The sequence below is a fragment of the Lentzea jiangxiensis genome (assembly GCF_900104175.1).
GTDB lineage: Bacteria > Actinomycetota > Actinomycetes > Mycobacteriales > Pseudonocardiaceae > Lentzea > Lentzea jiangxiensis.
Genome location: NZ_FNIX01000017.1, coordinates 23,131 through 46,990, shown reverse-complemented (window position 1 = coordinate 46,990; position 23,860 = coordinate 23,131). Strand labels below are relative to the sequence as shown.

General features: G+C 69.5%; 23 protein-coding genes and 1 pseudogene. 13 read left to right on the top strand and 11 right to left on the bottom strand.

The genetic code is table 11. The features are described from left to right. Positions 1-27: 27 nt before the first annotated feature. Complete coding sequence (locus tag BLQ91_RS31200; protein WP_245733933.1) at positions 28-816, bottom strand: IclR family transcriptional regulator; 789 nt, start codon at positions 814-816, stop codon at positions 28-30. A gap of 124 nt (positions 817-940) precedes the next feature. Here BLQ91_RS31200 and BLQ91_RS31195 point away from each other — a divergent pair, with 124 nt between their 5' ends. Continuing rightward, positions 941-2,251: a sugar ABC transporter substrate-binding protein gene (locus BLQ91_RS31195; RefSeq protein WP_090102673.1), complete on the top strand. Its 1,311-nt coding sequence runs from the start codon at positions 941-943 to the stop codon at positions 2,249-2,251. A gap of 11 nt (positions 2,252-2,262) precedes the next feature. On the opposite strand, the gene BLQ91_RS42235 is transcribed toward BLQ91_RS31195, so the two are convergent. Then, positions 2,263-2,607, bottom strand: coding sequence for a hypothetical protein (locus tag BLQ91_RS42235; protein ID WP_218130468.1), 345 nt, complete (start codon positions 2,605-2,607; stop codon positions 2,263-2,265). A 55-nt stretch (positions 2,608-2,662) separates the two neighbouring features. On the opposite strand from BLQ91_RS42235, the pseudogene BLQ91_RS43870 reads away from it, so the two are divergent. The 7 genes and pseudogenes from BLQ91_RS43870 to BLQ91_RS40605 all read left to right on the top strand — a co-directional run. Beyond that, a pseudogene (locus tag BLQ91_RS43870) lies at positions 2,663-3,133 on the top strand (carbohydrate ABC transporter permease); the annotation flags it as partial. 28 nt (positions 3,134-3,161) lie between these two features. Further along, positions 3,162-3,830: a carbohydrate ABC transporter permease gene (locus tag BLQ91_RS31185; RefSeq protein WP_090102671.1), complete on the top strand. Its 669-nt coding sequence runs from the start codon at positions 3,162-3,164 to the stop codon at positions 3,828-3,830. Between the two features lie 8 nt (positions 3,831-3,838). Further along, positions 3,839-4,741 (top strand): 5-dehydro-4-deoxyglucarate dehydratase, encoded by a 903-nt coding sequence (locus tag BLQ91_RS31180; RefSeq protein WP_090102817.1) that lies wholly within the window; start codon positions 3,839-3,841, stop codon positions 4,739-4,741. A 13-nt stretch (positions 4,742-4,754) separates the two neighbouring features. Next, positions 4,755-6,014: a glucarate dehydratase family protein gene (locus BLQ91_RS31175; RefSeq protein WP_090102669.1), complete on the top strand. Its 1,260-nt coding sequence runs from the start codon at positions 4,755-4,757 to the stop codon at positions 6,012-6,014. Then, positions 6,011-7,144 (top strand): hypothetical protein, encoded by a 1,134-nt coding sequence (locus BLQ91_RS31170; RefSeq protein WP_245733932.1) that lies wholly within the window; start codon positions 6,011-6,013, stop codon positions 7,142-7,144. Before BLQ91_RS31175 ends, BLQ91_RS31170 begins: the two co-directional genes overlap by 4 nt. Positions 7,145-7,200: 56 nt before the next feature. Beyond that, positions 7,201-7,662: a hypothetical protein gene (locus BLQ91_RS31165; protein ID WP_245733931.1), complete on the top strand. Its 462-nt coding sequence runs from the start codon at positions 7,201-7,203 to the stop codon at positions 7,660-7,662. Positions 7,663-7,808: 146 nt separating this feature from the next. Continuing rightward, on the top strand, positions 7,809-8,354 hold the full coding sequence (locus BLQ91_RS40605) for a hypothetical protein (protein ID WP_143022899.1): 546 nt from the start codon (positions 7,809-7,811) through the stop codon (positions 8,352-8,354). Positions 8,355-8,506: 152 nt separating this feature from the next. Here BLQ91_RS40605 and BLQ91_RS31150 read toward each other — a convergent pair whose 3' ends face one another. From BLQ91_RS31150 to BLQ91_RS31130, 5 genes are all read right to left on the bottom strand, one after another. Further along, positions 8,507-10,168, bottom strand: a complete 1,662-nt coding sequence (locus BLQ91_RS31150) for a fumarate hydratase (protein ID WP_425412564.1) — start codon at positions 10,166-10,168, stop codon at positions 8,507-8,509. A 250-nt stretch (positions 10,169-10,418) separates the two neighbouring features. Further along, positions 10,419-11,408 carry a sigma-70 family RNA polymerase sigma factor gene (locus tag BLQ91_RS31145; protein ID WP_090102658.1) on the bottom strand — a complete coding sequence of 330 codons (990 nt, stop codon included), beginning with the start codon at positions 11,406-11,408 and terminating at the stop codon, positions 10,419-10,421. Positions 11,409-11,643: 235 nt separating this feature from the next. Further along, the gene (dtd, locus tag BLQ91_RS31140; RefSeq protein ID WP_090102656.1) at positions 11,644-12,069 is read right to left on the bottom strand and encodes a D-aminoacyl-tRNA deacylase; all 426 of its coding nucleotides are present in this window, start codon (positions 12,067-12,069) and stop codon (positions 11,644-11,646) included. Beyond that, positions 12,066-13,535, bottom strand: a complete 1,470-nt coding sequence (locus BLQ91_RS31135) for a DUF7782 domain-containing protein (RefSeq protein ID WP_090102654.1) — start codon at positions 13,533-13,535, stop codon at positions 12,066-12,068. The genes dtd and BLQ91_RS31135 overlap by 4 nt, the downstream gene beginning before the upstream one ends. Before the next feature lie 28 nt (positions 13,536-13,563). Then, positions 13,564-15,048 carry a PucR family transcriptional regulator gene (locus BLQ91_RS31130; protein WP_090102651.1) on the bottom strand — a complete coding sequence of 495 codons (1,485 nt, stop codon included), beginning with the start codon at positions 15,046-15,048 and terminating at the stop codon, positions 13,564-13,566. Between the two features lie 77 nt (positions 15,049-15,125). Between BLQ91_RS31130 and BLQ91_RS31125 the strand changes: the two genes are divergently transcribed. Beyond that, positions 15,126-15,440: a DUF3099 domain-containing protein gene (locus BLQ91_RS31125; RefSeq protein ID WP_090102650.1), complete on the top strand. Its 315-nt coding sequence runs from the start codon at positions 15,126-15,128 to the stop codon at positions 15,438-15,440. A 342-nt stretch (positions 15,441-15,782) separates the two neighbouring features. Here BLQ91_RS31125 and BLQ91_RS31120 read toward each other — a convergent pair whose 3' ends face one another. Further along, positions 15,783-16,661 (bottom strand): carbohydrate kinase family protein, encoded by an 879-nt coding sequence (locus BLQ91_RS31120; protein ID WP_090102648.1) that lies wholly within the window; start codon positions 16,659-16,661, stop codon positions 15,783-15,785. Then, complete coding sequence (locus BLQ91_RS31115; RefSeq protein ID WP_090102646.1) at positions 16,658-17,548, bottom strand: pseudouridine-5'-phosphate glycosidase; 891 nt, start codon at positions 17,546-17,548, stop codon at positions 16,658-16,660. Before BLQ91_RS31115 ends, BLQ91_RS31120 begins: the two co-directional genes overlap by 4 nt. A gap of 31 nt (positions 17,549-17,579) precedes the next feature. On the opposite strand from BLQ91_RS31115, the gene BLQ91_RS31110 reads away from it, so the two are divergent. Next, complete coding sequence (locus BLQ91_RS31110) at positions 17,580-17,831, top strand: DUF3039 domain-containing protein (RefSeq protein ID WP_090102643.1); 252 nt, start codon at positions 17,580-17,582, stop codon at positions 17,829-17,831. Between the two features lie 73 nt (positions 17,832-17,904). Here the strand turns inward: BLQ91_RS31110 and BLQ91_RS31105 are convergent, their stop codons facing one another. Next, positions 17,905-18,999: a YihY/virulence factor BrkB family protein gene (locus BLQ91_RS31105; protein ID WP_245733930.1), complete on the bottom strand. Its 1,095-nt coding sequence runs from the start codon at positions 18,997-18,999 to the stop codon at positions 17,905-17,907. 156 nt (positions 19,000-19,155) lie between these two features. Between BLQ91_RS31105 and BLQ91_RS31100 the strand changes: the two genes are divergently transcribed. Next, on the top strand, positions 19,156-20,841 hold the full coding sequence (locus BLQ91_RS31100; protein ID WP_245733948.1) for a DEAD/DEAH box helicase: 1,686 nt from the start codon (positions 19,156-19,158) through the stop codon (positions 20,839-20,841). A 6-nt stretch (positions 20,842-20,847) separates the two neighbouring features. Here the strand turns inward: BLQ91_RS31100 and BLQ91_RS31095 are convergent, their stop codons facing one another. Continuing rightward, a complete protein-coding gene (locus BLQ91_RS31095; RefSeq protein WP_090102637.1) occupies positions 20,848-21,636 on the bottom strand; it encodes a class I SAM-dependent methyltransferase in 789 nt (262 codons plus the stop codon). Between the two features lie 246 nt (positions 21,637-21,882). Between BLQ91_RS31095 and BLQ91_RS31090 the strand changes: the two genes are divergently transcribed. Together BLQ91_RS31090 and BLQ91_RS31085 are read left to right on the top strand one after the other, a co-directional pair. Beyond that, the gene (locus BLQ91_RS31090) at positions 21,883-23,007 is read left to right on the top strand and encodes a sugar ABC transporter substrate-binding protein (protein ID WP_090102635.1); all 1,125 of its coding nucleotides are present in this window, start codon (positions 21,883-21,885) and stop codon (positions 23,005-23,007) included. A 77-nt stretch (positions 23,008-23,084) separates the two neighbouring features. Continuing rightward, a complete protein-coding gene (locus BLQ91_RS31085; RefSeq protein ID WP_090102633.1) occupies positions 23,085-23,858 on the top strand; it encodes an ATP-binding cassette domain-containing protein in 774 nt (257 codons plus the stop codon). Positions 23,859-23,860 lie beyond the last annotated feature (2 nt).

Sequence of the window (23,860 nt, the reverse complement as noted above, 5' to 3'; positions counted from 1 at the left end):
GTCTTGTTCGGGTGTTCCGTCAAAGGCTCAGCGACCGAACTGGCGGAGGAGCTCGGTGATGGTCCTGGCGGCGGCGAGCAGCGCGGAGATGACCTGCTTCTCGTGCTCGGGCGTCAGCCTGCCCAGCGGGACGGAGCAGCTCATCGCGTCCAGCACGGGGTTGCGGTAGGGCAGCGCCACCGCGAAACAGCCCAGCCCGGGCGTGTTCTCCTCGCGTTCGTGGGCGTAGCCGACGTTGCGGAACCCGGCGAGCTGCTCGTGCAGCGCTGCCCGATCGGTCACGGTGTTCGGGGTCAGCGGCGCCAGCTCGTCGGGGAGGATGACGTCGACCTCCTCCGGCGTGCGCGTCGAAAGCACGGCCTTGCCGAGCGACGTCGAGTGTGCGGGGAGCCGGCGGCCGACGCGCGAGACGACGCGCAGGTGGTGCTCGGACTCGCGGCTCGCGAGGTAGACGACGTCCGCGCCGTCCAAACGGGCGAGGTGCACGGTCTCGTTGATCTCCTGGCGGACCTGCTCCATCACGCGGATCGCCGCCCGCACGACCGGGTCGTGGTCCAGGTAGGACGTACCGACGAGCAGCGCGCGAACGCCGATGCCGTACGTGCCCCTGTCCGAGTCGACCTCCACCCAGCCGCGTGCGACGAGCGTCTGCAACAGCATGTAGAGGCTGGACTTGGGATAGCTGAGCTCGCGGTGCAGCTCCGTGAGCGTCAGTCTGCGGTCTGACGCGGACAGCACCTCGAGCAGTTCCACAGTGCGGTCAGCGGACTTCACCGCGCCTGGACGAGCCGTGCCCCTGTCGATCGGCGACGCCACCTGACCTCCTCGAAACAGTTAAGCAACTTGCCCTTGACACGTTGCTCTGCTGATTCTTACAGTCCTGCATCAGGTTCACAAGTACGACCCCGGTTCATATATCTGAACACGAAGGGTTCCGACGATGCGCCGCAGAACAGCCGCCACCATCGCCACGCTCAGCGTGGCCGCCCTGCTCGCGGGGTGTGGCAGCACGGTGTCGTCGGCCGAGGACCCGAACAAGCCCCTCGAGGTGTGGACCCGCTCGACGGAGGCGACGGCCGAGGTCTACGAGAAGATCTTCGAGTCGTTCACCGAGAAGACCGGTGTGCGGGTCGACTACAAGCCGATCTTCAACGACTTCGACAAGCAGGTGCAGCAGCGCGCCGCGTCCCAGGACCTCCCCGACGTGGTCATCACCGACACCGGCTCGCTCGGCGACTTCGTCAAGCAGAGCTGGACGACCGAGGTCAAGCGCGAGGACGTGGCGGGTGGCGCCGACATCGTCGACCGCGCGTGGGGCAACGGGAAGGGCGCCGACGGCAAGTTCTACGCCATCCCCTGCTCCACCCAGGCGCTGGTCACGCTGATCCGCAAGGACTGGCGCGAGAAGCTCGGCAAGCCGGTCCCCACGACGTGGGAGGAGCTCGACGACCTGGCGAAGGCCTTCACCCGCGACGATCCCGACGGCAACGGGCAGAACGACACCTACGGCATGCTCGTACCCGGAACGACCGACCGCGGCTACCTCGCGTGGTGGGCGTCCAGCTACATCTGGCAGGGCGGCGGCGACATCCTCGAGGAGGAGGGCGACGGCAAGTTCCGCGTCGGCGTCGACTCCCCGGAGTCGACCAAGGCGGTCGAACGGCTGCGCAAGCTCTTCTGCGAGGAGAAGGTCGTGCAGCCCGGCTCGCTGACCCTCGGCACGAACGACGCGCACCCGCTGTTCGAGTCGGGCAAGAGCGGCATCTACCTCACCGGCCCCTACATGATCGGCCGCTTCGACAAGTCGGTCGGCGAGGACAGGTACGAGGTCATCGCGTCCCCGCGCGGCCCGGCCGGCGCCGCGGTGCTCGGTGAGGGCGAGAACATCTACCGGATGGCCGGTTCCGCGAAGACCGCCGACCAGAAGAAGCTCGCCGAGTACCTGATCACCGCCGAGGCGCAGCAGGCCGGCATGAAGGGCGACCCGCAGCCCGTGGTGCGCCTGCCCGTCAACAAGACCGTCGACGTCGACGCGACCTACAACGACCCGCGCTGGGCCACCGTGGCGGGCGTCTACCGGAGCGAGGCGCGGCCGTTCCCCAGCGTCCCGAACTTCGCGCCGTTCCGGCAGAAGACCTCGGAGACCCTGAACTCCCTCTTCGCGAAGTGCCCCGCCGATTCCGCGGCCGAGCTGAGGTCGCTGGCGGACGCGCTCGAGAAGGAACTCGAAAACCAGAAGGCGTCGAAGTGACCGCAGTCCAGTCACCCGGCGACACCCGAGACGTGGGCTCGACGGCTAGTGGCGGCGGTGCCGTCGAAACCCACCCCGTGAGGCGGCGCCGCCGGCGCCGCCTCACGGGAGCCACCCCAGGAGGGGGCGTCCGGGTCCCGTGGCTGTTCCTGCTCCCCGCCGCGCTGATCTTCCTGGTCTTCAAGTTCATCCCGATGGCCGAGGGCATCCGGCTCTCGCTCTACGAGGTCCGGCCGTTCCTCGGCGACATCTTCGTCGGCTTCGAGAACTACGCGACGATCCTGCGGGACGAGAAGTTCCTGACCGCCGGCGCGATGGTCGCCGGCTTCTTCCTGGCGCTGCTGCTGGAAGGGCACGCCAAGTCGCTGTGGTTCGTCCGGTCCGCGGTGTTCCTGCCCGTCGTGGCGGCTCGTGTTCTACCCGGCGCCCGAAGGCTTCCTCAACGAACTCATCTCGTGGGTCGGCCTCGGGCCTTGGGAGTACATCCACAACACGGACACCTCGCTGGTGTCGGTGATATTCGTCGGCATCTGGAAGCATGCGCCGTACGACATGGTGCTGATCCTCGCCGGGCTCGCCGGCATCGACCGACGGCAGTACGAGGCCGCCGCCATCGACGGGGCCACGACGCCGCAACGGATCTGGAACGTCACGCTGCCCGCGCTGCGGCCCGTCACCACCATCCTGCTGACGCTCGCCGCCATCCGCGGCCTGCGCGTCTTCGCCGAGGTCTACGTCCTCACCGGCGGCGGACCGGCAGGATCGACCGACGTGTGGATGACGCGCGTCTACACCACGGCGTTCGAACAGTCCGAAGCCGGGCTCGCCTCCGCTGGTTCCGTGCTGTTGTTCCTGGTTACCTTGGTTTTGACGGTCAGCGTGCAGTGGTACCGCCGCGGAGGGAGGCGCGATGAGCATCAACTCGAGCCGCTTCGACAGCGCCATCGGCTGGTCCACCCGCACGGACGCGTGGCTCAGCAGGGGCATCCGGATCGTCCTGAGCGCCCTCGCCGCCTACGCGTTGGCGCGCAAGAAGTTCCGCGGTCAGGCCATCGCACTGCTGGTCATCCTCGCCACGATGATGTTGCCGGAGGAGGTCATCGCTATCCCCCTGTCGCTGGTGATCGGCGACCTCCCGCTGGTGCACGTGAGTCTCAAGGGCACCCTGCTCGGTGTCATCCTTCCGCTGGGGGCGTGGGGGTTCTCCATCTTCGTCATGACGGAGTTCATGAGGGAGATCCCCGCGGAACTGGGGGAAGTGGCCAAAGTGGACGGTGCGCGGGAGCTGCGCCTCTTCGCGCAGATCATCCTTCCGCTGTGCAAACCCGCCCTCGGCGTCATCGCCGTGTTCGGCATCAACATGATCTGGGAGCAGTACCTGCTCCCCCTGATCGTCGCCGCCGACCCCTCCGATTACACGCTCACGGTCGCACTGCTCGCGCTCCGCTCCGACGACATGGTCGGGACGGGCATCGTGCTGGCCGGTGCGTTGCTGGCGCTGGTGCCGAGCCTGGTCGTGTACCTGGCGCTGCAGAAGTCCTTCCTGCGTGGGATCACCACCGGAGCGATCAAGGGATGAGTCTGGTTATGCAACTCGATGGTGTGCTGTTCTTTCCGGTGACCCCGTTCGACAGCGTGGGCAACATCGCTTACGACGTGCTCGCCGAACATGTCAAGCACGGTGTGTCCGCCGGGCCGGGCGCGGTGTTCGCCGCCTGCGGCACCGGCGAGTTCCACGCGCTGGGACTGGAGGAGTTCGAACGCGCGGTCGCGGTCGCGGTCCAGGCGACCGCGGTTAAGGTGCCGGTGTTCGCCGGCGCCGGTGGGTCGGTCGCGGCGACCAAGGAGTTCGTGAAGGCGGCGGAACGCGCCGGAGCCCAGGGCATCCTGCTGCTGCCGCCGTACCTGGTGACCAACCCGGCCGCCGGTCTCGTGCGGTACGTGGCCGAGGTCGCGGGCGCCACGGAGCTGCCGATCATCGTGTACCAGCGCAACAACGCGCGGTTCACGCCGGACACGGCCGTCGAGGTCGCGCGGATCCCGAACGTCGTGGGCTTCAAGGACGGCCTCGGCGACCTCGACCTGATGCAGCGGATCGTGCTGTCGGTGCGTGCCAACGTCGACAAGCCGTTCCAGTTCTTCAACGGCCTGCCGACCGCCGAGATGACCCAGCTCGCGTACCGGGCCATCGGCGTCGAGCTCTACTCGTCGGCGGTGTTCTGCTTCGCGCCGGAGATCTCGATCGGCTTCTACAACGCCGTGCAGTCCGGCGACACCGAGCTCGTGAACCGCTTCCTCTTCGAGTTCTACAAGCCGCTGGTCGAACTGCGCGACAAGGTGCCCGGCTACGCGGTCGCCCTGGTGAAGGCCGCGGTGCGCGCCAACGGCCTCGAGGTCGGCGGTGTGCGCCCGCCGCTCGTCGACCCGCTGGAGGAGCACGTCGCCGCGCTCGACAAGATCATCGCCGCGGGCAAGGCCCTGCTGAGCTGAGAGGACGTTCGGAATGAAGATCACCGAGATCGTCCTGACACCGATCGCGTTCCGGGACCCGCCGCTGCTGAACTCGGTCGGCGTGCACGAGCCGTGGGCGCTGCGCACGATCGTCGAGGTGTACACCGACGAGGGCGTCTCGGGGCTGGGGGAGACCTACGGCGACCTCGGGCACCTGGAGCGTTCGCGGTCCGTTGTGGACTCCCTGATCGGCCTCGACGTCTTCGCGCTGAACGAGATGCACGCGCGTGTGGCCGCTCGGCTCGGCGGCCAGGCGGGCCCGGACAAGCACGGCCTGACCGGGAAGATCACCGCGGAGAGCACCGTCGACCGCGTCTACTCGCCGTTCGAGGTCGCGTGCCTGGACATCCAGGGCAAGGCGCTGGGGCGTCCGGTGAGCGACCTGCTCGGCGGCGCCGTCCGCGACGCGGTGCCCTACTCCGCCTACCTGTTCTACAAGTGGGACGGGCACCCCGGCGCCGAGCCGGACGAGTGGGGCGAGGCCGTCGACCCCGCCGGCATCGTCGCCCAGGCGCGGAAGATGATCTCCCGGTACGGGTTCGGGTCGATCAAGCTCAAAGGCGGTGTCTTCCCGCCGGAGCAGGAGGTCGAGGCGATCCGCGCGCTGCGCGAGGCGTTCCCGGACCACCCGCTCCGGCTCGACCCGAACGCGGCCTGGTCGCCGGCGACGTCGCTGGAGGTCGCCGCCGAGCTCGACGGCGTGCTGGAGTACCTGGAGGACCCGGCACCCGAGATCGCCGGCATGGCGGAGGTGGCCGCGAAGGCGCCGATGCCGTTGGCCACGAACATGTGCGTTGTCGCGTTCGAGCACCTCAAGCCATCCGTGGAGCAGGACGCCGTGCAGGTGCTGCTGTCCGACCACCACTACTGGGGCGGCCTGCAGCGGTCGCGCCAGCTGGGGATGATCTGCCAGACGTTCGGCATCGGCCTGTCGATGCACTCGAACTCGCACCTCGGCATCTCGCTGGCCGCGATGACGCACCTGGCGGCGGCGACGCCGAACCTGAACTACGCCTGCGACACGCACTACCCGTGGAACGCGGCCGACGAGGTCGTCGAGCCCGGCGTGCTGTCCTTCGTGGATGGTGCGGTGCCGGTGCCCACGACTCCGGGCCTGGGTGTCTCGCTGGACCGCGACGCACTGGCGCGCCTGGCGGAGAACTACGTCCGGTGCGGCATCACGGCTCGCGACGACACGGGCTACATGCAGAAGTTCGACCCGAGCTACGAGAGGAAGCGTCCCCGGTGGTGAAGTCGGTTGTCCACGCCTACCCGTGGGACCTGATCGGAGACCCTGACGCCGTCACGCGGTACCAGGACCTCGGAGTCGACGCGATCGCCGTCGCCGCGTCCTACCACACCGTGCGGGCCGCGACGCCGCTCCACCCGTCGCACCGCCTCGTGGACGCGCGGCACGCGGCGTTCTACCTGCCGGTGCGCGCGTCGAACTACGGCCGGCTGGTGCCCGCCGAACCGTCCTGGATGGACGGTCCGGACTCGTTCGGCGCCGCGGCGGCCCTGGTTCGCGCGGCCGGAATGCCCGTGTACGCGTGGACCGTGCTGACGCACAACTCGCGGCTGGGCGACCTGCACCCGGACGTCACGGTGGTGAACGCTTTCGGCGATCGCTACCCGTACGCGCTGTGCACCACGCAGCCCGACGTCGTCGAGTACGCGTCCGTGCTGGTGTCCGAGGTGCTGGAGCTCGGTGCGCCGGACGGGATCATCCTGGAGGCGTGCGGGCCGCTGGGGTTCTTCCACGGCGGCCACCACGAGAAGACCGACGGCACGGACTGGAACGCGGTGCAGCAGAAGCTGTTGTCCCTGTGCTTCTGCTCTGCCTGCACCGCCCTGTACGCCGACCCGGACGCCCTGCGCGAAGCGGTCCGGGCCGGGGTCGATCGCGGCGCACCCGGTGTCGAGGAAGCGCTGGGTGCGCTCGCGGAGGACGTTCAGGCCGTCCGCACCGGAGTGGTGCGGTCGTTGCGGCAGAAGCTCGTCGGCGAGATCCGCGCCGCCGCGCCGTCGGTTCGCGTCGGCATGCACGTGACGGCGGACCCTTGGGGCACCGGGCCGTTCGCGACGGTGGCCGGTGGCGTCGACGCGGACGTCGACGTCCTGACGACGATGTGCTGGCCCGGCCCGGAGGTCGCCGTGCCCGGCATCGAGGCGCTGCGCGAGGTCGCGCCGGACACGCGGATCGCCGCGTACGTGCTGGGGCTGCCGCCGAAGCCCGCCGACGGTGCGGCGTTGTCGAAGGAGTGGCTCGCCTACCTCGACGCCGGGGTCGAGGAGTTCCACCTCTACCACGGAGGCCTGGCCTCCCCGGCGCGACTGGAGGCCCTGCGCGAGGCGGTCGCCGCGGTGTCCCGGCAACTGTGAAGGGAAGTCGCTGCAACCCGTTGTGAACGCGGTTCCGTCCTCTTCACATGAGGCACATGGGAACCGTAGTTGGTACAGGCGCGCTGCTGCTCGTCCTCTCGGCCTGTGGCGGCGCGCAGAACGCGGGCACTGGGGCAGGTGGCGGTCCGACGTTGCCGACCGCCACCTCGTCCTCCGAGGCGCCTCCCGGTGTCGCGCCCGGAGAAGTGCCGCCGGACGGCACACCGGTGACGAAGCTCGACGCCAACGGCCTGGCGTCGGACTATCCGCGCACCGTCTGGACGCAGGGTGACGGCAAGACCGTCGGCGTCGTGGCCCAGGAGGCCGGGTGCGGCAAGGCGAGCGCGTCCGTGCTGGAGCAGAACGCCTCCACGGTGAAGATCGAGCTGCTCGAAACGCTGCCGTTGACCAAGGAAATGTGCACGATGGACATCCGCTTCCCCCCGCTGACGGTGCAGCTGTCCGAGCCCCTGGGTGAGCGCACGGTCGTCCTGACGTCGCGGCAGGAACAGAAGTAGGCCTCTTTCCTCCTCCCCCCGGTGCCCGGCCGGCATCTGCCCCGCCGGCCGGGCACCACCCGCCGTCCCCGTCCGGGAAACTCGACCGGACAGGTCGCAGGACATTTCACAGGGACCTCCCGTCCCGGTTTGCGAGGATGGTGAGCATGAGAAACGCCGTCGCTGCCGTTGCTCTCGCCGTCGTGCTCGTCGGCTGCTCGTCCGGTACGCAGTCCAGCGCGCCCGGCTCCAGTTCGTCCGGCTCCAGCTCGTCCGGCGGCGCGCCCACCACGGGCACGTCCGCACCCGGTTCGACCGGCTCCAGCTCACCCGGCGCGAACCCCACCGCTCCGGCTCAGCCTCCGGTGTCGATCTCGGAGGAGAAGCCGGTCGTCCCGCCCGACGTCACGCCCGTGGCGAAGGAGAAGGTCGACACGACATCGTTGTCAGACACCTACCGCGACGAGGCCTACGTCTTCGGCGACGGCCGCGACGTCGAGGTGTTCGGCGTCGGCGGCGGCTGCAAGGAAGCCCGTGCCGAGGTGAGCGGCCAGTCCGCCGAGCTCGTCCAGATCACGCTCGTCACCATCACCAAGCAGCCTCCGGGCACGGTGTGCACGCAGGAGGTCCGGCAGGTGCCGCTGACCGTGCGCCTGGACGCGCCGCTCGGCAACCGCCGCCTGGTCCTGGAGTCCCGCGAAGAGACCGGCTGACGCGTGGGCCTGCAGGGTCAATGGTCGTGTGCTGCGCGTTTTCGGAGCCTGCGGGGCAGGCGACCTGCACGTGGTGGATCGAAGCAGAGCCCCCGTTCAAGCAGTACGAGCGTACTGCTTGAACGGGGGCTCGTCCGCCGAACCGCGAAGGTCTAGCGGCGGAAGCTGATCTGCAGGGTCGGCGTGGACGTCTCGGCGAAGAAGTCGTTGCCCTTGTCGTCGACCACGACGAAGGCGGGGAAGTCCTCGACCTCGATCTTCCAGACCGCCTCCATGCCGAGTTCGGGGTACTCGAGCACCTCGACCTTGCGGATGCAGTCCTGTGCCAGCCGGGCCGCCGGGCCACCGATCGAACCCAGGTAGAAGCCGCCGTGCGTGGAGCACGCGGACGTGACCTGCTTCGAGCGGTTGCCCTTCGCGAGCATCACCAGCGAGCCGCCCGCGGCCTGGAACTGCTCGACGTAGGAGTCCATGCGGCCGGCGGTGGTCGGGCCGAACGAACCGGAGGCGTAGCCCTCGGGCGTCTTGGCCGGGCCGGCGTAGTAGACCGGGTGGTCCTTCAGGTACTGCGGCATCTCCTCGCCGGCGTCGAGGCGTTCCTTGATCTTGGCGTGCGCGATGTCGCGGGCCACGACCAGCGGACCGGTCAGCGAGACGCGGGTCTTCACCGGGAGCTTCGTGAGGACCTCGCGGATCTCCGACATCGGGCGGGTGAGGTCGATGCGCACGACCTCGTCGGAGAGGTCCTCGCCCTCCACGTCGGGCAGGAACTGGGCCGGGTCGCGTTCCATCTGTTCCAGGAACACGCCCTCGGCCGTGATGCGGGCCTTGGCCTGGCGGTCGGCCGAGCACGACACCGCGATGCCGACGGGGCACGACGCGCCGTGTCGGGGAAGGCGGATGACGCGCACGTCGTGGCAGAAGTACTTGCCGCCGAACTGGGCGCCGATGCCGAAATCGCGGGTGAGCTCCAGGACCTGCTGTTCGAGGTCCGTGTCGCGGAACGCGTGGCCCAGCGGCGAGCCCTCGGTCGGCAGGGTGTCGAGGTAGCGGGCCGAGGCGAGCTTCGCGACCTTGAGGTTCTGCTCCGCGGAGAGACCGCCGACGACCACGGCGAGGTGGTACGGCGGGCACGCGGCCGTGCCGAGCGAACGCAGCTTCTCGTCGAGGAACGACGCGAGGCGCTTCGGGTTCAGGACCGCTTTCGTCTCCTGGTAGAGGAACGTCTTGTTCGCGCTACCGCCGCCCTTGGCCATGAACAGGAACTCGTACACGGGCTCCTGGCCGGGCTTGTGGAACACCTCGATCTGCGCGGGCAGGTTCGTGCCGGTGTTCTTCTCGTCCCAGAACGTCACCGGAGCCATCTGCGAGTAGCGCAGGTTGAGCTCCTGGTAGGCCTCGTAGACGCCGCGGGCGAGCGCCTTCTCGTCGTCACCGCCGGTCAGGACGCTCTCGGAGCGCTTTCCCATGATGATCGCGGTGCCGGTGTCCTGGCACATCGGCAGCACGCCGCCGGAGGAGATCGCGGCGTTGCGCAGCAGGTCCATGGCGACGAACCGGTCATTGCCGGAGGCCTCCGGGTCGTCGATGATCTTGCGCAGCTGGGCGAGGTGCGACGGGCGCAGCAGGTGCTGGATGTCCCGGATCGCCTCCTTCGCGAGCAGCGTCAGCGTCTCGGGCGCGATCTGCAGGAACTTGCGGTCACCGGCCTCGATCAGCTTCACCCCGTCCGACGTGACGAGGCGGTACTCGGTCTCGGTGTCCTTCGCCAGCGGCAGGACGTCGGTGTACTCGAAAGTGGGCACGGCGTACACAACTCCAACGGTGTGCAGTTCGGATCGGAAAACCGTACCGCCATCGAACGGACGTCCCGCCGCCCGTGCACCGTGTTCTTCGCAACGGCCGCCCGAACGCGGAAGGCCGGGGCAGCCCCCGGCTGCCCCGACCTTCCTTCGCGTGCGAAACCCGGCTCACGACGGGCGACGCGTGGCTCTGGTAACGCCCGACCGTGCCGTGAGTTGAGTCACAAGTCAATACTGCCGGACGGGTGAGACCCGACCGGGGTCACGAGGCGTAAGCACGCAGCTTCGCGGCGCGTTCACCCTGGCGGAGCTTCGACATGACCTCGCGCTCGATCTGGCGCACCCGCTCGCGCGACAGCCCGAACCGCTTGCCGATCTGGTCGAGCGTGCGCGGCTGGCCGTCCTCCAGGCCGTAGCGCAGCCGGATCACCGCCTGCTCCCGCGGCTCCAGCGTCGCGAGCACGCGGCGCAGGTCGTCCTGCAGCAGGCCGGAGATGACGGCGCTCTCGGCGTCGGTCGCGTCCGAGTCCTCGATGAAGTCGCCGAGGGGCGCGTCCTCCTCCGTGCCGACCGGCATGTCGAGCGATACCGGGTCACGCGCGTGGTCGAGCAGGTCGGCGACCTTGTCGACGTTGAGGCCGGCTTCCTTCGCGAGCTCCTCGTTCGTCGCCTCGCGGCCGAGCGTCTGGTGCAGGTCGCGCTTGATCCGCGCGAGCTTGTTCACCTGCTCGACGAGGTGGACGGGGAGGCGGATGGTGCGGCCCTGGTCGGCCATGCCGCGGGTGATCGCCTGGCGGATCCACCACGTTGCGTACGTCGAGAACTTGAAGCCCTTGGTGTAGTCGAACTTCTCGACCGCGCGGATCAGGCCCAGGTTGCCCTCCTGGATCAGGTCCAGCAGTGGCATGCCCCGGCCGGTGTAGCGCTTGGCCAGCGACACGACGAGGCGCAGGTTGGCCTTGAGCAGGTGGTCCTTCGCCCGGCGGCCGTCGCGGACGAGCGCCCCCAGTTCTTCGCGACGGGTGGGGGTGAGGCGCTTGGCCGTCTCCATGACGTGCTGCGCGAACACACCGGCCTCGATGCGCTTGGCGAGCTCCACCTCCTCCTCGGCGGTGAGCAGCGCCGTCTTGCCGATTCCGTTCAGGTAGACTCGAACGAGATCGGCTGCCGGTCCCTGGGCGTCGAGTTCGTGCTCGACGACGGTGACGGTGTTCTCTCCGACTTCACGGTCGGAGATCCTCGTGACGGTCATGGATCTCCCTCCCCCTGCTGCGGGCGGCGACAAGTCGCGCTGGCGGTCAAGGCGGCGCGGCGCTGCGCCCTGGTTGCCGGTTGCGGCGGGCCCGCTCGGGATCCCATCGCTGGCTGGCTGATACCTGGGTAACGAAGACGATTCCGAATTCGTTCCCGACTTCCATGACCTGAAGACGTCACCGCTGTCACAGCGGTTGCGCGACTAATCTGAGGATTGGCTGAGAACCCTTTAGTCAGACCTCTACGAGCACTGTGAACGGGCCGTCGTTCACGCTCCGCACCTTCATCTCCGCCCTGAATCGTCCCGTTTCGACACGCGCGCCCTTTTGCCGCAATTCCTGAACGACGGCGTTCACCAAGGGCTCCGCGTGCTCCGGCCGGGCGGCCGCCGTCCAGGACGGACGGCGGCCCTTGCGGGTGTCCCCGTAGAGGGTGAACTGGCTGACCACCAGCAGCGGAGCACCTGTCGACTCGCACGACTGCTCGTCGTCGAGGATGCGCAGCCCATGCAGCTTCTGCGCCATTTTCCGAGCGTGCGCGTCCGTGTCGTCGTGGTGGACGCCGAGCAGCACCAGCAATCCGGGCTCGGCGATCGCACCGACGATCTCCCCGGCGACTTCCACACTCGCCTCTGTGACGCGCGCCACAACTGCTTTCATGCAGGAATCAGCATTCCGTGCCGGATGAGATCACGAACGATCGGCAACGCCGCTTCTGCATCGATTTCCCCGTATGCGAACTCCAGCAGCGAGAGCAGGTCTTCCAGCGGCAACGCGCCGGTGCAGCCGGCCACGAGCTTCGCGGTCGCCTCGTCGACCTCGTGCTGCCAGCCGGGCCCGTCCGTGCGGTGCAGCCGTGCGACGACCTTCTTCCACCCGTCCTCGCCCGGCTCGGACACCTCCTCGAGCAGCACGGTGTCGGCGACCCGGAACCGCTGACCCAGCAGATCGGGGTTGGCGCGCAGCCACGCGACGTTGTCGAGCCAGCGCGCGGCCTCCGGACCCAGCGGGTCGTCGTAGGCGTGGCGCAGGTCCTCGCAGACGACCTGGGAGTGCATCTCGTCGGTGCGCCGCAGCGTCACGTAGCCGAAGCCGACGCCCTGCACATCGTTCTCCTCGAACCAGTCGAGCCACGCGCTCGCCTTGGCCCGCCCCTCGGGGCTGCGCGGGTCGACGCCCGCGTCCTTGAGCCACGTGCCGACGTACAGGGCGGGCTCGGCGATGTCGCGCTGCACGAACCACGCGTCGACGCCACCGCGGGGCAGCCAGCCGGAGACGCGCTCCTCCCAGTCCTCGCCCCTGCGGTGCACCCAGGACGCCAGCAGCTGCCCGACGCCGCCCTCGTTGAGGAACGACGGCAGCTGCCGGATGACGAGCGCCGACGCGTCATCGCCACCGAGACCGGAGTCGCGGTACACGAAGTCCACGCGCGGCGGGCCGACCACGAACGGCGGGTTGCACACGACCTGGTCGAACCGCCGGTTGCGCACCGGGCCGAACCACTCGCCCTGCAGCGTCTCGACGTCGAGCTCGTTCATGCGGAACGTGCCCTGGGCGAGCCTCAGCGCGCGCTCGGACAGGTCGGTCGCGGTGATGCGCTCGGCGTGCGTGCTGGCGTGCAACGCCTGGACGCCGCAGCCGGTGCCGAGGTCGAGCAGCGTGCCGACCGGCGTGCGCCTCGTGGCGCGGGCGAGGCTGATGGACGCGTGGCCCACGCCGAGCACGTGGTCCTCGGGGACGGCGCCGCCGCGCAGGTCGGAGTCGAGGTCGGCGATGACCCACCAGTTGTCCTCGTAGGGCCGGACGTCCAAACCGGCCCTGAGGTCGCCTGCGGTTCTGTCTGCGGCGAGGACCTCGTTCCTGACGGCGTCGTCGATGTCGACGCCGTGGAGCGCCTTGCGGACGTCCTGCTCGGGCTCCTGGTCGCCGAGCAGGAACAGGCGGATCAGCGTGCCGAGCGACCCGGCGTCCTTGCTCGCGCGGCGGGCGGGCTCCGGTTCGCCGCGGCCGAGCGCGGCGTGGGCCTGCGGGCCGAGCGCGTCGACGACGCCGTCCGCGGTGTAGCCGGCGTTCAGGAAGGCTTCGCGCAGTCGGGCGCACAGGTCGGCAGAAAGATCGGGGTGCACGGGTGGAGATGCTTTCACGCCGCCCGGTTCACCGCGTGATCTGGAGGGCGATGGCCATCGCGAGGCGCTGGTCGGGGTCGTCGAGGGGGAGCGGCGTCACTTCGGCCATCTTCTGCATCCGGTACCGCAACGTGTTCGGGTGCACGTTGAGGTCCTTCGCCGCCGCCCGCACGTCTCCTTGAGCCGCGAGCCACGCCCTCAACGTCAACGCGTACTGCGTCCCGTAGTCGGCGTCGTACCGCAATATGTTGGATATGGGGCCACGGGTGGGCAGGCGTCCGGCCTCGGCGACGGCGGCGAGCCGGTGCAACAGGACCTGTGCCCACGCGTCGTCGTACACCACCGGTGCACCGGTGGACAGCGCGAGGCATTCGTCGGCTTCCTGCCGCGACGTCGGCAGCTGCGCCGCCTCGGCCGGACCGCCGATGCCGGCCAGCACCGTCGCCTCGGAGGGGAGTTCGCGGGTCAGCGAACGCACCCACTGGACGGCGTCGTCGGCGGCCGGGATGACGGTGTAGAGGACGTTGCCGAACAGCGCGCTGCGTCCCGGACGAGACCAGCCGAAACCTGCCGTCGCCCGCTGGAACGCCAGCACCGCCGCGCCGTGCTCGCCCTCGCCCGCGTGCGCCTGCACGGCGATCACCCGCAGGTCGGCGGACGGCAGACCGAGGCGCGCGACGTCAGCGGACTCCGGCTGGTCGAGGAGCCGGATCACCAGATCAGCCTCGGCCTGGCGCTCGAGGTCGGTCGACGCTCTCGACCGCAACAGGTGCAACGCCGCCGTGCGCGCGCCGTCGACCAACGCCGCACTCCGTGCCGCGTCGACCGGACCCGTCACCTCGACCCAGACCGACCCGAGCAGCTCACGCCCCGCCCGCACCGCGGCGACGAGCCGGTTGCCGAGCTGCGGCGTCAGCTTGGGCACGAAGATCGGTTCGTCGGACGACGCGAGGTGGCTGAACACGCCGAACTCGTCGAGCGCCCGCCGCGCCTCCTCGGGCACGCGCCGCCCGAGGATGGTCTGCACCCGCACGGGGTCGACGTCCTCCTGGCGGTAGGAGTACGCGAGCACGCGGGACTGCTGGTCCTCGATCGTGACCGGCCCGCCCACCACGCCCGCGATCACGTCCGCCAGCCCGAACAGGTCTCCGGTGCGCGTGCCGCCGTTGACCAGCGTCTGAGTGACGTTCGCAAGCTGGCTCCACGGCACAGACGGATCCACGAGCAACACGGCCGCACCCGACTTCTTGGCCGCCGCGATCACCCGCTCGTCGAGCGGAGGCTTGCCGTGCAGCACGACAGCCGAGGCGGCCGTGGAGGACACGAGCCGCACCGCCGCGGCGACCGACGGCGTGCCGAGCCCGAGCAGGACGTCCCCCGCGGCCGCCGGCGTGTTTTCGGCGGGGTCGTGCAGGGCAACCCCGCGGAGTTCGGCGTCACGGCCCCTCGGCGCGCACGCCAGATGCGTGCCCAGACTGCCGAGCACGTCCACGAGGCGATCAAGGGCGACCACCCGCGGATGTTAACCGCCGACCGGGTGCCCCGGCGGTCACTCGGACGTGGGACCATGGGACACGTGGAGGTGGTGTCGTGAGCAGTCCCGATCGGAACGACACCCCGGTGTTGATCACCGAGGCGGCCCCGTCCTACGAAGAACAGCACGCCGCCCGGCGCAAGAAGTACGCGATCATGATGAGCCTGCGCTTCCCGTGCCTCATCCTCGCGGCTCTGTTCGCGCACACCTGGTGGCTCGCGCTGTTCTTCATCGTGCTGTCCGTGCCGCTGCCGTGGATGGCGGTGCTCATCGCGAACGACAGACCGCCGCGCAAGGCCGAGAAGGCCAACCGCTACGAGACCGAGCGCCGCGCCATCGCGCCCAAGAGCACGACCGTCATCGACGGTTAGACCGCCGGCGAAGCCCTGACGCACCCCGCGCCCGGCCTTCGTCGAACGTCATCCCCACCTTTGCAACAACTCTTTGGACTTCGTCCGCAAAAGACTCGTTGCAAAGGTGGACGACCATGGGGAAGTCAGGCTGACAAGCGCTTACGTGCACCGTTGCGACGCTCGCCGATCGACCTTTGCAATGAGTCTTTTGACTTCGTCCGCAAACGTCTTTTGCATCCGGCGGCGTTGAACGGGGCGAGGCGACGGGCGGTTCACGCCTGAGCAGACCTGTCGTGGGCGCGACGAACTCGTCGTCGCTCGGCCAAAGGTGTGTGTCCGGGGAAACCGATATATCAGTTGCTACCTCGGCGGCTGCGCTCCCACGACGCTGACCGCGCGCGACCCCGCCCGCACACCACCGAGGAGGGCGTCGCGCTTCGACGTACCGGACAGCCAGGCCGCCAGGAAGCCGGCGTCGAAAGCATCACCGGCACCCGTCGAGTCGACACACACGGTGGCTTCAGTGGGGACCGAGATGACCTCGTCGGCGTCCACCCAGGAGGCACCGTCCGCGCCGGACGTCACCACAACAGCCCCGACGTGCGAAAGCAGGGTCTTGGCCGACGAAGGCTCGGACGAGCCGGTCAGCGCGAGCAGTTCGTCGGCGTTGGGGAGCAGGAAGTCGACGCCGCGGACGTCCTCCAGAAAGGCGGACGCCGAGTGGATCAGCACGGCGGCCTGCGGGTCCACCGACGTCGTCCAGCCTGCCGCGCGGGCGGCGGCCAGCACGGCGAGACCGGCGGGGCGTGAGGTGGCGTCGAGCAGCACGTAGCCGGACAGGTGCAGGTGGCCGTCGGTGCCGGCGAGCAGGCCCGGGTCCAGGTCGGCGGGGGAGAAGCGGGCGTTCGCGCCGCGGTCGGGCAGCATCGAGCGCTGGCCGTCCTCGTCGACCAGGACGACCACGCAGCAGGTGGCCAGGTCCGGGTCCACGGCGAAGGCGCACTGGACGCCCGCCGTGGTCAGTTCGGCGTGGACCTGGCGGCCGGCCGAGTCGGCGCCCACGCGCGCCACCAGGACCGGGGAGGCTCCGCAGGCGGCGAGCCAGACGGCGGTGTTCGCGCCCGCGCCGCCCGGCTCGATGGTGACCTTGGCGCGCACGTCGCCGCCGTGGGCGATGGGGCCGGTGTGGCGGGCCACGACGTCGAGGCCCGCGTCACCCACCACGACGACTGGCCTCACCGGGACAGCTCCACGGCCACGGCCGCGGCGACCGAGACGTTGCTGACGACGAGCTCCTCGTTGGCGTCGAGGCTGACGCCGGCGCTCGCGGTGTGGAAGTGCTCGAGGAGGACGGGGGTGACGTCCTTGCCGCGCACGTCCTGGTCGACGAGCTTCTGCAGGCCCTCGGCGAGCAGGCGGTCGTGCAGGTCGGCGTCCATCTCGAAGTCGGCGGGGATGGGGTTCACCAGCAGCATGCCGCGGCCGCCCGCGGCGAAGACGGCGGCGGCCTCGGCGGGGGTCTCGACGCGCCACGGCACGTCGAACTCCGACTCGCGGCGGTAGAAGGCCGGGAAGCGGGAGGTCCGGTAGCCGACGACGGGCACCGAGCGGGTCTCGAGGACCTCCAGGGTCGCGCCCATGTCGAGGATCGACTTCACGCCCGAGCAGACGACCACCACCGGGGTCGACGCGACGATGTCGAGGTCGGCGGAGACGTCCCACGTCTCGCGCGCGCCGCGGTGCACGCCGCCGAGGCCGCCGGTGCCGAAGACCCGGATGCCCGCCTGGTGGGCGAGGGCGGTGGTCGAGGCCACGGTCGTCGCGCCGCTGCGACCCAGGGCGTAGGCGGGGCCGAGGTCGCGCAGCGACAGCTTCACGAGGTCGCCCGCGTTGCAGACGCGGTCGAGCTCGGCGGAGGTCAGGCCGATGTGCGGCACGCCGTCGAGGACGGCGATCGTCGCGGGGACGGCGCCTGCCTTCCGCACGACCTCTTCCAGGCGTGCGGCGACCGCGAGGTTGCGCGGGGCGGGCAGGCCGTGGGACAGGATGGTGCTCTCGAGAGCGACGACGGGCCGGTTCTCGGCCAGCGCGGAGGCAACTTCATCGGCGATGTGCAGCGTGGTCACGAGGGGACATCATCCCAGGTACCCTTGGCACGTGAGCACCCAGACTCTCCCCGAGGTCGATGTACGGCCGGACGGTACCGACCAGTCCGGGGACGACACCCCGAAGATGTTCCACTACGTGCGCAAGGCGAAGATCGCCGAGAGCGCCGTGATGGGCACGCACGTGGTCGCGCTGTGCGGCGAGGTCTTCCCGGTCACGCGGTCACCGAAGCCCGGCTCGCCGGTGTGCCCGGACTGCAAGAAGATCTACGAGAACCTGCCGCCCGGCGGCGACGGCGACTGATCTCCGAACGCGACAGCGCCCGGTGCCTCGGACCACGTCCTGAGGCGCCGGGCGCTGCTGTCCGGGCAACCGGCTAGCCGCGCTGCCGTTCTTCCTCGGAGCGGGTCCGCTGCTCCTGGATCTGCAACGGCGCCGTGCGCTGCGTGTCCGCCGGCGACGGAGCCGAGTGGCCGGTGTCGGTGTTCGTCTCCCGCGAGGGAGACTGCTCGCTCTCCTCGCGGATGCGGGACGCCGCGCGCTCCATCTCGAGCCTGCGCCAGCGGCGGCGCTGGCGGCGGGTCATGCGTGCAGGCCACATGTCCTGGATGGCGCTGTTGAAGTACGCGCCGATCGTGATCGCGAGGCCGATGAAGAACACGAACAGCAGGAACGCGATGGGGGTCGCGAGCGCGCCGTAGGTGTAGCCGGTGGTGGTGATCCACTGGATGTACAGGCGCAGGCCGATGGACGACAGGATGAACACGGCCATCGCGAGGATCGCGCCGGGCAGCACCCGGTGGTACGGCAGCCGTCTCGGCAGCGCCACCTTGTAGAGCGCCGACAGCGACAGCACCAGCAGCAGCGCGACGCCGGGGTAGTAGAAGCGGCCGACCCACGTCTCGATGTAGGGCTGCCACGACGCCGGGAAGAACTGCGGCAGGAACTCCGGACCCAGGGCGAGGACCGGCAGGCCGACCACCAGGGCCACCAGGGACACCAGGTAGAGCAGCAGGGCGAAGAAGCGCTGCCAGACCTCGTTGCGCACGCCGTACTGGTCGTGGGCGACGGTGATCGCGTCGACGAACGACGACATCGCCGACGAACCCGCCCACAGCGAGATCAGGAAGCCGATGGAGACGATCTCGCCCTTGCCGGTCGTGAGGACCTCCGCGACCGTGGGTTCGATCACGCCGTTGACGACGTCCCGGCTGAAGATCGTCCGGGTGAAGCCGATGATCTTCTCCTGGACGGCCCTGACGACGTCGTCGCCGAACCAGCTGCCGATCCAGCCCATCGAGCCCAGCACGCCGAGCAGCAGCGGCGGGAACGACAGCGTCTGCCAGAACGCCGCCTCGGCCGCTTCTGAGAAGATGTTCCCCTGCCACGCCTTCGACAGCGTGCGTGCGAGTAGACGCAGCGGCCCCTTGCGGCCGGACCTGCGTGCGCTGTTGTCGGAAGGCGAACCCATCGCAGTGACAAGCATGGTGCATACCGCCACGTTTCGCGGCATTGACATTCGGAACAGGTAGAGTCGCGGTGCCCCCGGCCACGGTCCGCCTGAGGGGATCGCCATGTCTGACCTGCACAAATGAGGAGAAACACGTCTGTGACAGCGACAGCAGCAATGCGACCGCTGCGGGCATGGCAGCGCAGGGCGCTGACCAAGTACCTGGCCGCCAAGCCGCAGGACTTCCTCGCCGTCGCGACACCGGGCGCGGGCAAGACGACCTTCGGGCTCCGCGTGGCCGCCGAACTGCTGGCCGACCGGACCATCGAGGCCGTCACGATCGTCACCCCCACCGAGCACCTCAAGCACCAGTGGGCGAAGGCGGCCGCCGAGCAGGGCATCCACATCGACTCGAACTTCCGCAACACCAACGCGATGACCTCCCGCGACTACCACGGCGTGGCTGTGACGTACGCGCAGGTCGCCGCTCATCCGACGCTTCACCGGGTGCGCACGGAGAACCGCAAGACGCTCGTGCTGCTCGACGAGGTGCACCACGGTGGTGATGCCAAGTCGTGGGGTGATGCGATCCGTGAGGCGTTCACGCCCGCGGTGCGCCGCCTCTGCCTGACCGGCACCCCGTTCCGCTCCGACGACTCGCCGATCCCGTTCGTGCAGTACGAGGAGAGCTCCGGCGGCTTCAAGACGTCGAAGGCGGACCACACCTACGGGTATGCCGACGCGCTGCGCGACGGCGTCGTCCGGCCGGTGCTGTTCCTGGCGTACTCGGGCGAGGCGTCGTGGCGGACCAGCGCGGGCGAGGAGTACACGGCGCGCCTGGGTGAGCCGTTGACGCAGGAGCAGACCGCACGGGCGTGGCGCACGGCCCTCGACCCTGCCGGCGAGTGGATGGCGTCCGTGCTGCGCGCCGCCGACCAGCGCCTGACGCAGAAGCGCGAGAACGGCCTGCCCGACGCGGGTGGCCTGGTGATCGCCACCGACCAGACCGTGGCGAAGGCGTACGCGGAGGTGCTGCAGCGCGTCACGGGGCAGGTCCCCACGCTCGTCCTCTCCGACGACCCGAAGGCGTCCGGCAAGATCGCCGAGTTCTCCGCGACGAACGAGCGCTGGATGATCGCGGTCCGCATGGTGTCCGAGGGCGTCGACGTGCCGCGGCTGGCCGTCGGCGTGTACGCGACGTCGTCGTCGACCCCGCTGTTCTTCGCGCAGGCCATCGGCCGCTTCGTGCGCAACCGGAAACCCGGCGAGACGGCCACCGTCTTCCTGCCCTCGGTGCCGGTGCTGCTGCAGCTCGCGTCCGAGCTGGAGGCCGAGCGCGACCACGTCCTGGGCAAGCCGCACCGCGAGAAGGACGGCTGGGACGACGAGCTGATGGCCGCGGCCAACCAGACCAAGGACGAACCGGGCGAGGACGAGCGCGCCTTCACGGCCCTGGGCACGACGGCCGAGCTCGACCAGGTGATCTTCGACGGCTCGTCGTTCGGCGCCCCGACCCACGCGGGCTCCGAGGAGGAGCAGGAGTACCTCGGCCTGCCGGGGCTGCTGGAACCGGATCAGGTGCGCACCCTGCTGCTGCAGCGGCAGGAGGAGCAGATGGCGCTGGCCGCCAAGCGGCCCAAGCCCGAGGTCGCCGTGCGCGAAGCACGGCCCGCGGGGGTGCAGGAACGCCTCACGTCGTTGCGCAAGGAGCTCAACACCCTCGTCGCGATGCACCACCACCGCACGAAGAAGCCGCACGGCAAGATCCACAACCAGCTGCGCGAGTACTGCGGAGGCCCGCCGACCGCGATGGCCACCATCGAACAGCTCGAGGAACGGATCGCGACCCTGCGCTCCTGGTAGCAGGCCTCAGACGCGGGTGACGGCGACGGCGAGCGTGCTGTAGCGCATCGTGATCTCGCCACCGATCGCGTCGATCGCGTGGCCGACGTCGTCGAGGAGTTCGGTGCCCTGCTCGGCGCTGAGCAGGGCCATCGGGCTCATGGTGCGCATCAGGTCGAGGTACTCGGCGGTGGTGGAGGTCCGCTCCCAGTCCGCGCGCCACTGCTCGGCGGTGGAGAACGCCCCGGTCGCGGCGAACGCCTCGCCGGTGCGCACGCAGCCCGCCTGGTAGGACTCGAACGCCTCGGCGTAGGAGTGGCCGACGCGGTGCGGGAGCTGGGGCGCCACCTTGGCGTACGCCGCGACGAACGCGTCGGCGATCGGCTCCGGCGTCCCGAACACGTGCCAGAGCGCGACGAACACCCCGCCGGGCCGCAGCACCCGCGCGACCTGCGCCGGACCGGCCTCGGCGCCGACCCAGTGCCACGACTGCCCGGCGACGACGGCGTCGAACTCGCGGCCCGCCGGGTCCCACGTCTCGAACTCGGAGACCTCCACGGTCACGCCCGTGGCGCGGGCGAACTCGGCCATGCGCTCGTCGTGCTCCACCCCGAGCACGTCGCACCCGGCCGCGGCGAGCGGGCGGGAGAGGACGCCGGTGCCGCAGCCGACGTCGACGACACGCGGGCCCGGGCTCGCGGCGACGATCTTGCGGACCAGTTCGTCCGGGTAGGTGGGGCGGGTGCGGTCGTAGCGTGCCGCTTCCGCGCCAAACGATTTCGCCAGTCTTTCGGCGGTTTCCCCGTCGAAGGTCATGAACTCACCCTAGAGGTGTCCGGGAGATGACCTCCGAGTGTTCGCCGCAAGCGATATCCAATATATCGCTGCTGGATGCAGTAGTGCGGTGGTAACGCTCTCATAACTCTCGGTGACTAAATTTCGGCACAGTTACCGCATCGTTGCGACTTAATCGATGCAGTGTGGTTCCGGTCACCCATATGTCGGGCATACGTTGTGCGCCACAACATTCTCTGTGACACAGCGCAGTGAAAGGGATGGCGGATGCGCAGCAAGACTCTCGCTTCCATCGCCGTGACCGCGGGCCTCGCCCTGGCGGTCTCGGCGTGCGGCGCCAACTCCTCCTCCGGCACCGGAGGAACCTCTGAAACGAACTCTGGCAGCGGCACGGGCGCGAAGGTCGGCGTGATCCTGCCCGAGACCGCCTCCTCCGCTCGCTGGGAGAGCTTCGACAAGCCGCTCCTCGAGGCCGCTCTGAAGAAGGAGGGGCTCGACCCCGACATCCAGAACGCCCAGGGCGACGTCCAGAAGTTCAGCACCCTGGCCGACGGCATGATCAACGCCGGCGTCAAGGTCCTGATCATCGCGACCCCCAACAGCGAGGTCGGTGCCTCCGTCGCCAAGAAGGCGCAGACCCAGGGCATCCAGGTCATCGACTACGACCGCCTGAACACCGGCGGCTCCTCGTCCTACTACGTGTCGTTCGACAACGTGAAGGTCGGCGAACTGCAGGGCCAGGGTCTCGCGGACGCGATGAAGGCCGCGCCGCAGGGCGCGAACGTCATCGAGATCGAGGGCGCGCCGACGGACAACAACGCGACCCTGTTCCACGAGGGTCAGCAGAAGGTCCTCAAGCCGCTCTACGACTCGGGCAAGCTCAAGCTGGTCCAGTCCCAGCCGATCGACAACTGGGACAACCAGAAGGGCGGCCAGGTCTTCGAGCAGATCCTGACCTCCAACGGCGGCAAGGTCGACGGCGTCGTCGCCGCGAACGACGGCCTCGCCGGCGCGGTGATCACGATCCTCAAGAAGGTCGGCCTGAACGGGAAGGTCCCGGTCACCGGCCAGGACGCCACCCCGGACGGTCTGCAGGCCGTGCTCCGCGGTGACCAGCACATGACCGTCTTCAAGCCGATCAAGGACGAGGCCGAGGCCGCCGCCAAGCTGGCCGCCGCCCTCGCCAAGGGCGACACGGCCGCCGCCGACGCCCTCGCGACCGGCAAGACGAAGGACGCCAAGGGCAACCGCGACGTCAAGTCCGTGCTGCTCACCGCTCAGCTGATCACCAAGGACAAGGTCAAGTCCGTGGTCGACGCGGGCTTCGTCAAGGCCTCGGACATCTGCGTGGCCGACACCCAGGCCGCCTGCACCGAGCTCGGCATCAAGTAGGACCGCTCGCGCCAGGGCGGGGTGCGGCAACGACCGCACCCCGCCCTAGGCGCGTGGTAACCACGGAGGAATCCCCAGTGAGCGAGCCGATTCTCGAGCTGCGCGGCATCAACAAGAGCTTCGGTCCCGTGCACGTCCTGCACGACATCGACCTCGTCGTGAACCCCGGCGAGGTCACCGCCCTCGTCGGTGACAACGGCGCGGGCAAGTCGACGCTGGTCAAGTGCATCGCGGGCATCCACCCGACCGACTCGGGTGAAGTCCTGTTCGACGGCAAGCCCGTCGACATCAAGGGTCCGCGCGAAGCGGCGGACCTCGGGATCGAGGTCGTCTACCAGGACCTCGCGCTCGCCGACAACCTGGACATCGTCCAGAACATGTTCCTCGGTCGTGAGCGCACCAAGGGCGGTCTGCTCGACGAGACGGACATGGAGCAGGCGGCGCGCAAGACGCTGGCCTCGCTGTCGGTCCGCACGGTCAAGTCGGTGCGCACCCAGGTCTCGTCGCTGTCGGGTGGTCAGCGCCAGACCGTGGCGATCGCCAAGGCCGTCCTGTGGAACAGCAAGGTGGTGCTCCTCGACGAGCCCACCGCGGCACTGGGCGTCGCGCAGACGCGTCAGGTGCTCGACCTGGTCCGCCGGCTCGCGGAGCAGGGCCTGGGGGTCGTCCTGATCAGCCACAACATGAACGACGTCTTCGAGGTCGCCGACCGCATCGCGTGCCTCTACCTCGGCCGCATGGCCGCCGTCGTGGGGTCCAAGGACGTCACGCACGGCCAGGTCGTCGAGCTGATCACGGCCGGCCGTTCCGGTGACCTGGGCATCGCCCGCCCCGAGGCGGCGACGATCTGATG

Bases quoted from the DNA above. Each gene is read 5' to 3' on its own strand.
- BLQ91_RS31195 (WP_090102673.1), top strand. From the start codon at position 941: ATGCGCCGCAGAACAGCCGCCACCATCGCCACGCTCAGCGTGGCCGCC.
- BLQ91_RS31185 (WP_090102671.1), top strand. From the start codon at position 3,162: ATGAGCATCAACTCGAGCCGCTTCGACAGCGCCATCGGCTGGTCCACC.
- BLQ91_RS31180 (WP_090102817.1), top strand. From the start codon at position 3,839: ATGCAACTCGATGGTGTGCTGTTCTTTCCGGTGACCCCGTTCGACAGC.
- BLQ91_RS31175 (WP_090102669.1), top strand. From the start codon at position 4,755: ATGAAGATCACCGAGATCGTCCTGACACCGATCGCGTTCCGGGACCCG.
- BLQ91_RS31165 (WP_245733931.1), top strand. From the start codon at position 7,201: ATGGGAACCGTAGTTGGTACAGGCGCGCTGCTGCTCGTCCTCTCGGCC.
- BLQ91_RS40605 (WP_143022899.1), top strand. From the start codon at position 7,809: ATGAGAAACGCCGTCGCTGCCGTTGCTCTCGCCGTCGTGCTCGTCGGC.
- BLQ91_RS31145 (WP_090102658.1), bottom strand. From the start codon at position 11,408: ATGACCGTCACGAGGATCTCCGACCGTGAAGTCGGAGAGAACACCGTC.
- dtd (WP_090102656.1), bottom strand. From the start codon at position 12,069: ATGAAAGCAGTTGTGGCGCGCGTCACAGAGGCGAGTGTGGAAGTCGCC.
- BLQ91_RS31105 (WP_245733930.1), bottom strand. From the start codon at position 18,999: ATGGGTTCGCCTTCCGACAACAGCGCACGCAGGTCCGGCCGCAAGGGG.
- BLQ91_RS31100 (WP_245733948.1), top strand. From the start codon at position 19,156: ATGCGACCGCTGCGGGCATGGCAGCGCAGGGCGCTGACCAAGTACCTG.
- BLQ91_RS31095 (WP_090102637.1), bottom strand. From the start codon at position 21,636: ATGACCTTCGACGGGGAAACCGCCGAAAGACTGGCGAAATCGTTTGGC.
- BLQ91_RS31090 (WP_090102635.1), top strand. From the start codon at position 21,883: ATGCGCAGCAAGACTCTCGCTTCCATCGCCGTGACCGCGGGCCTCGCC.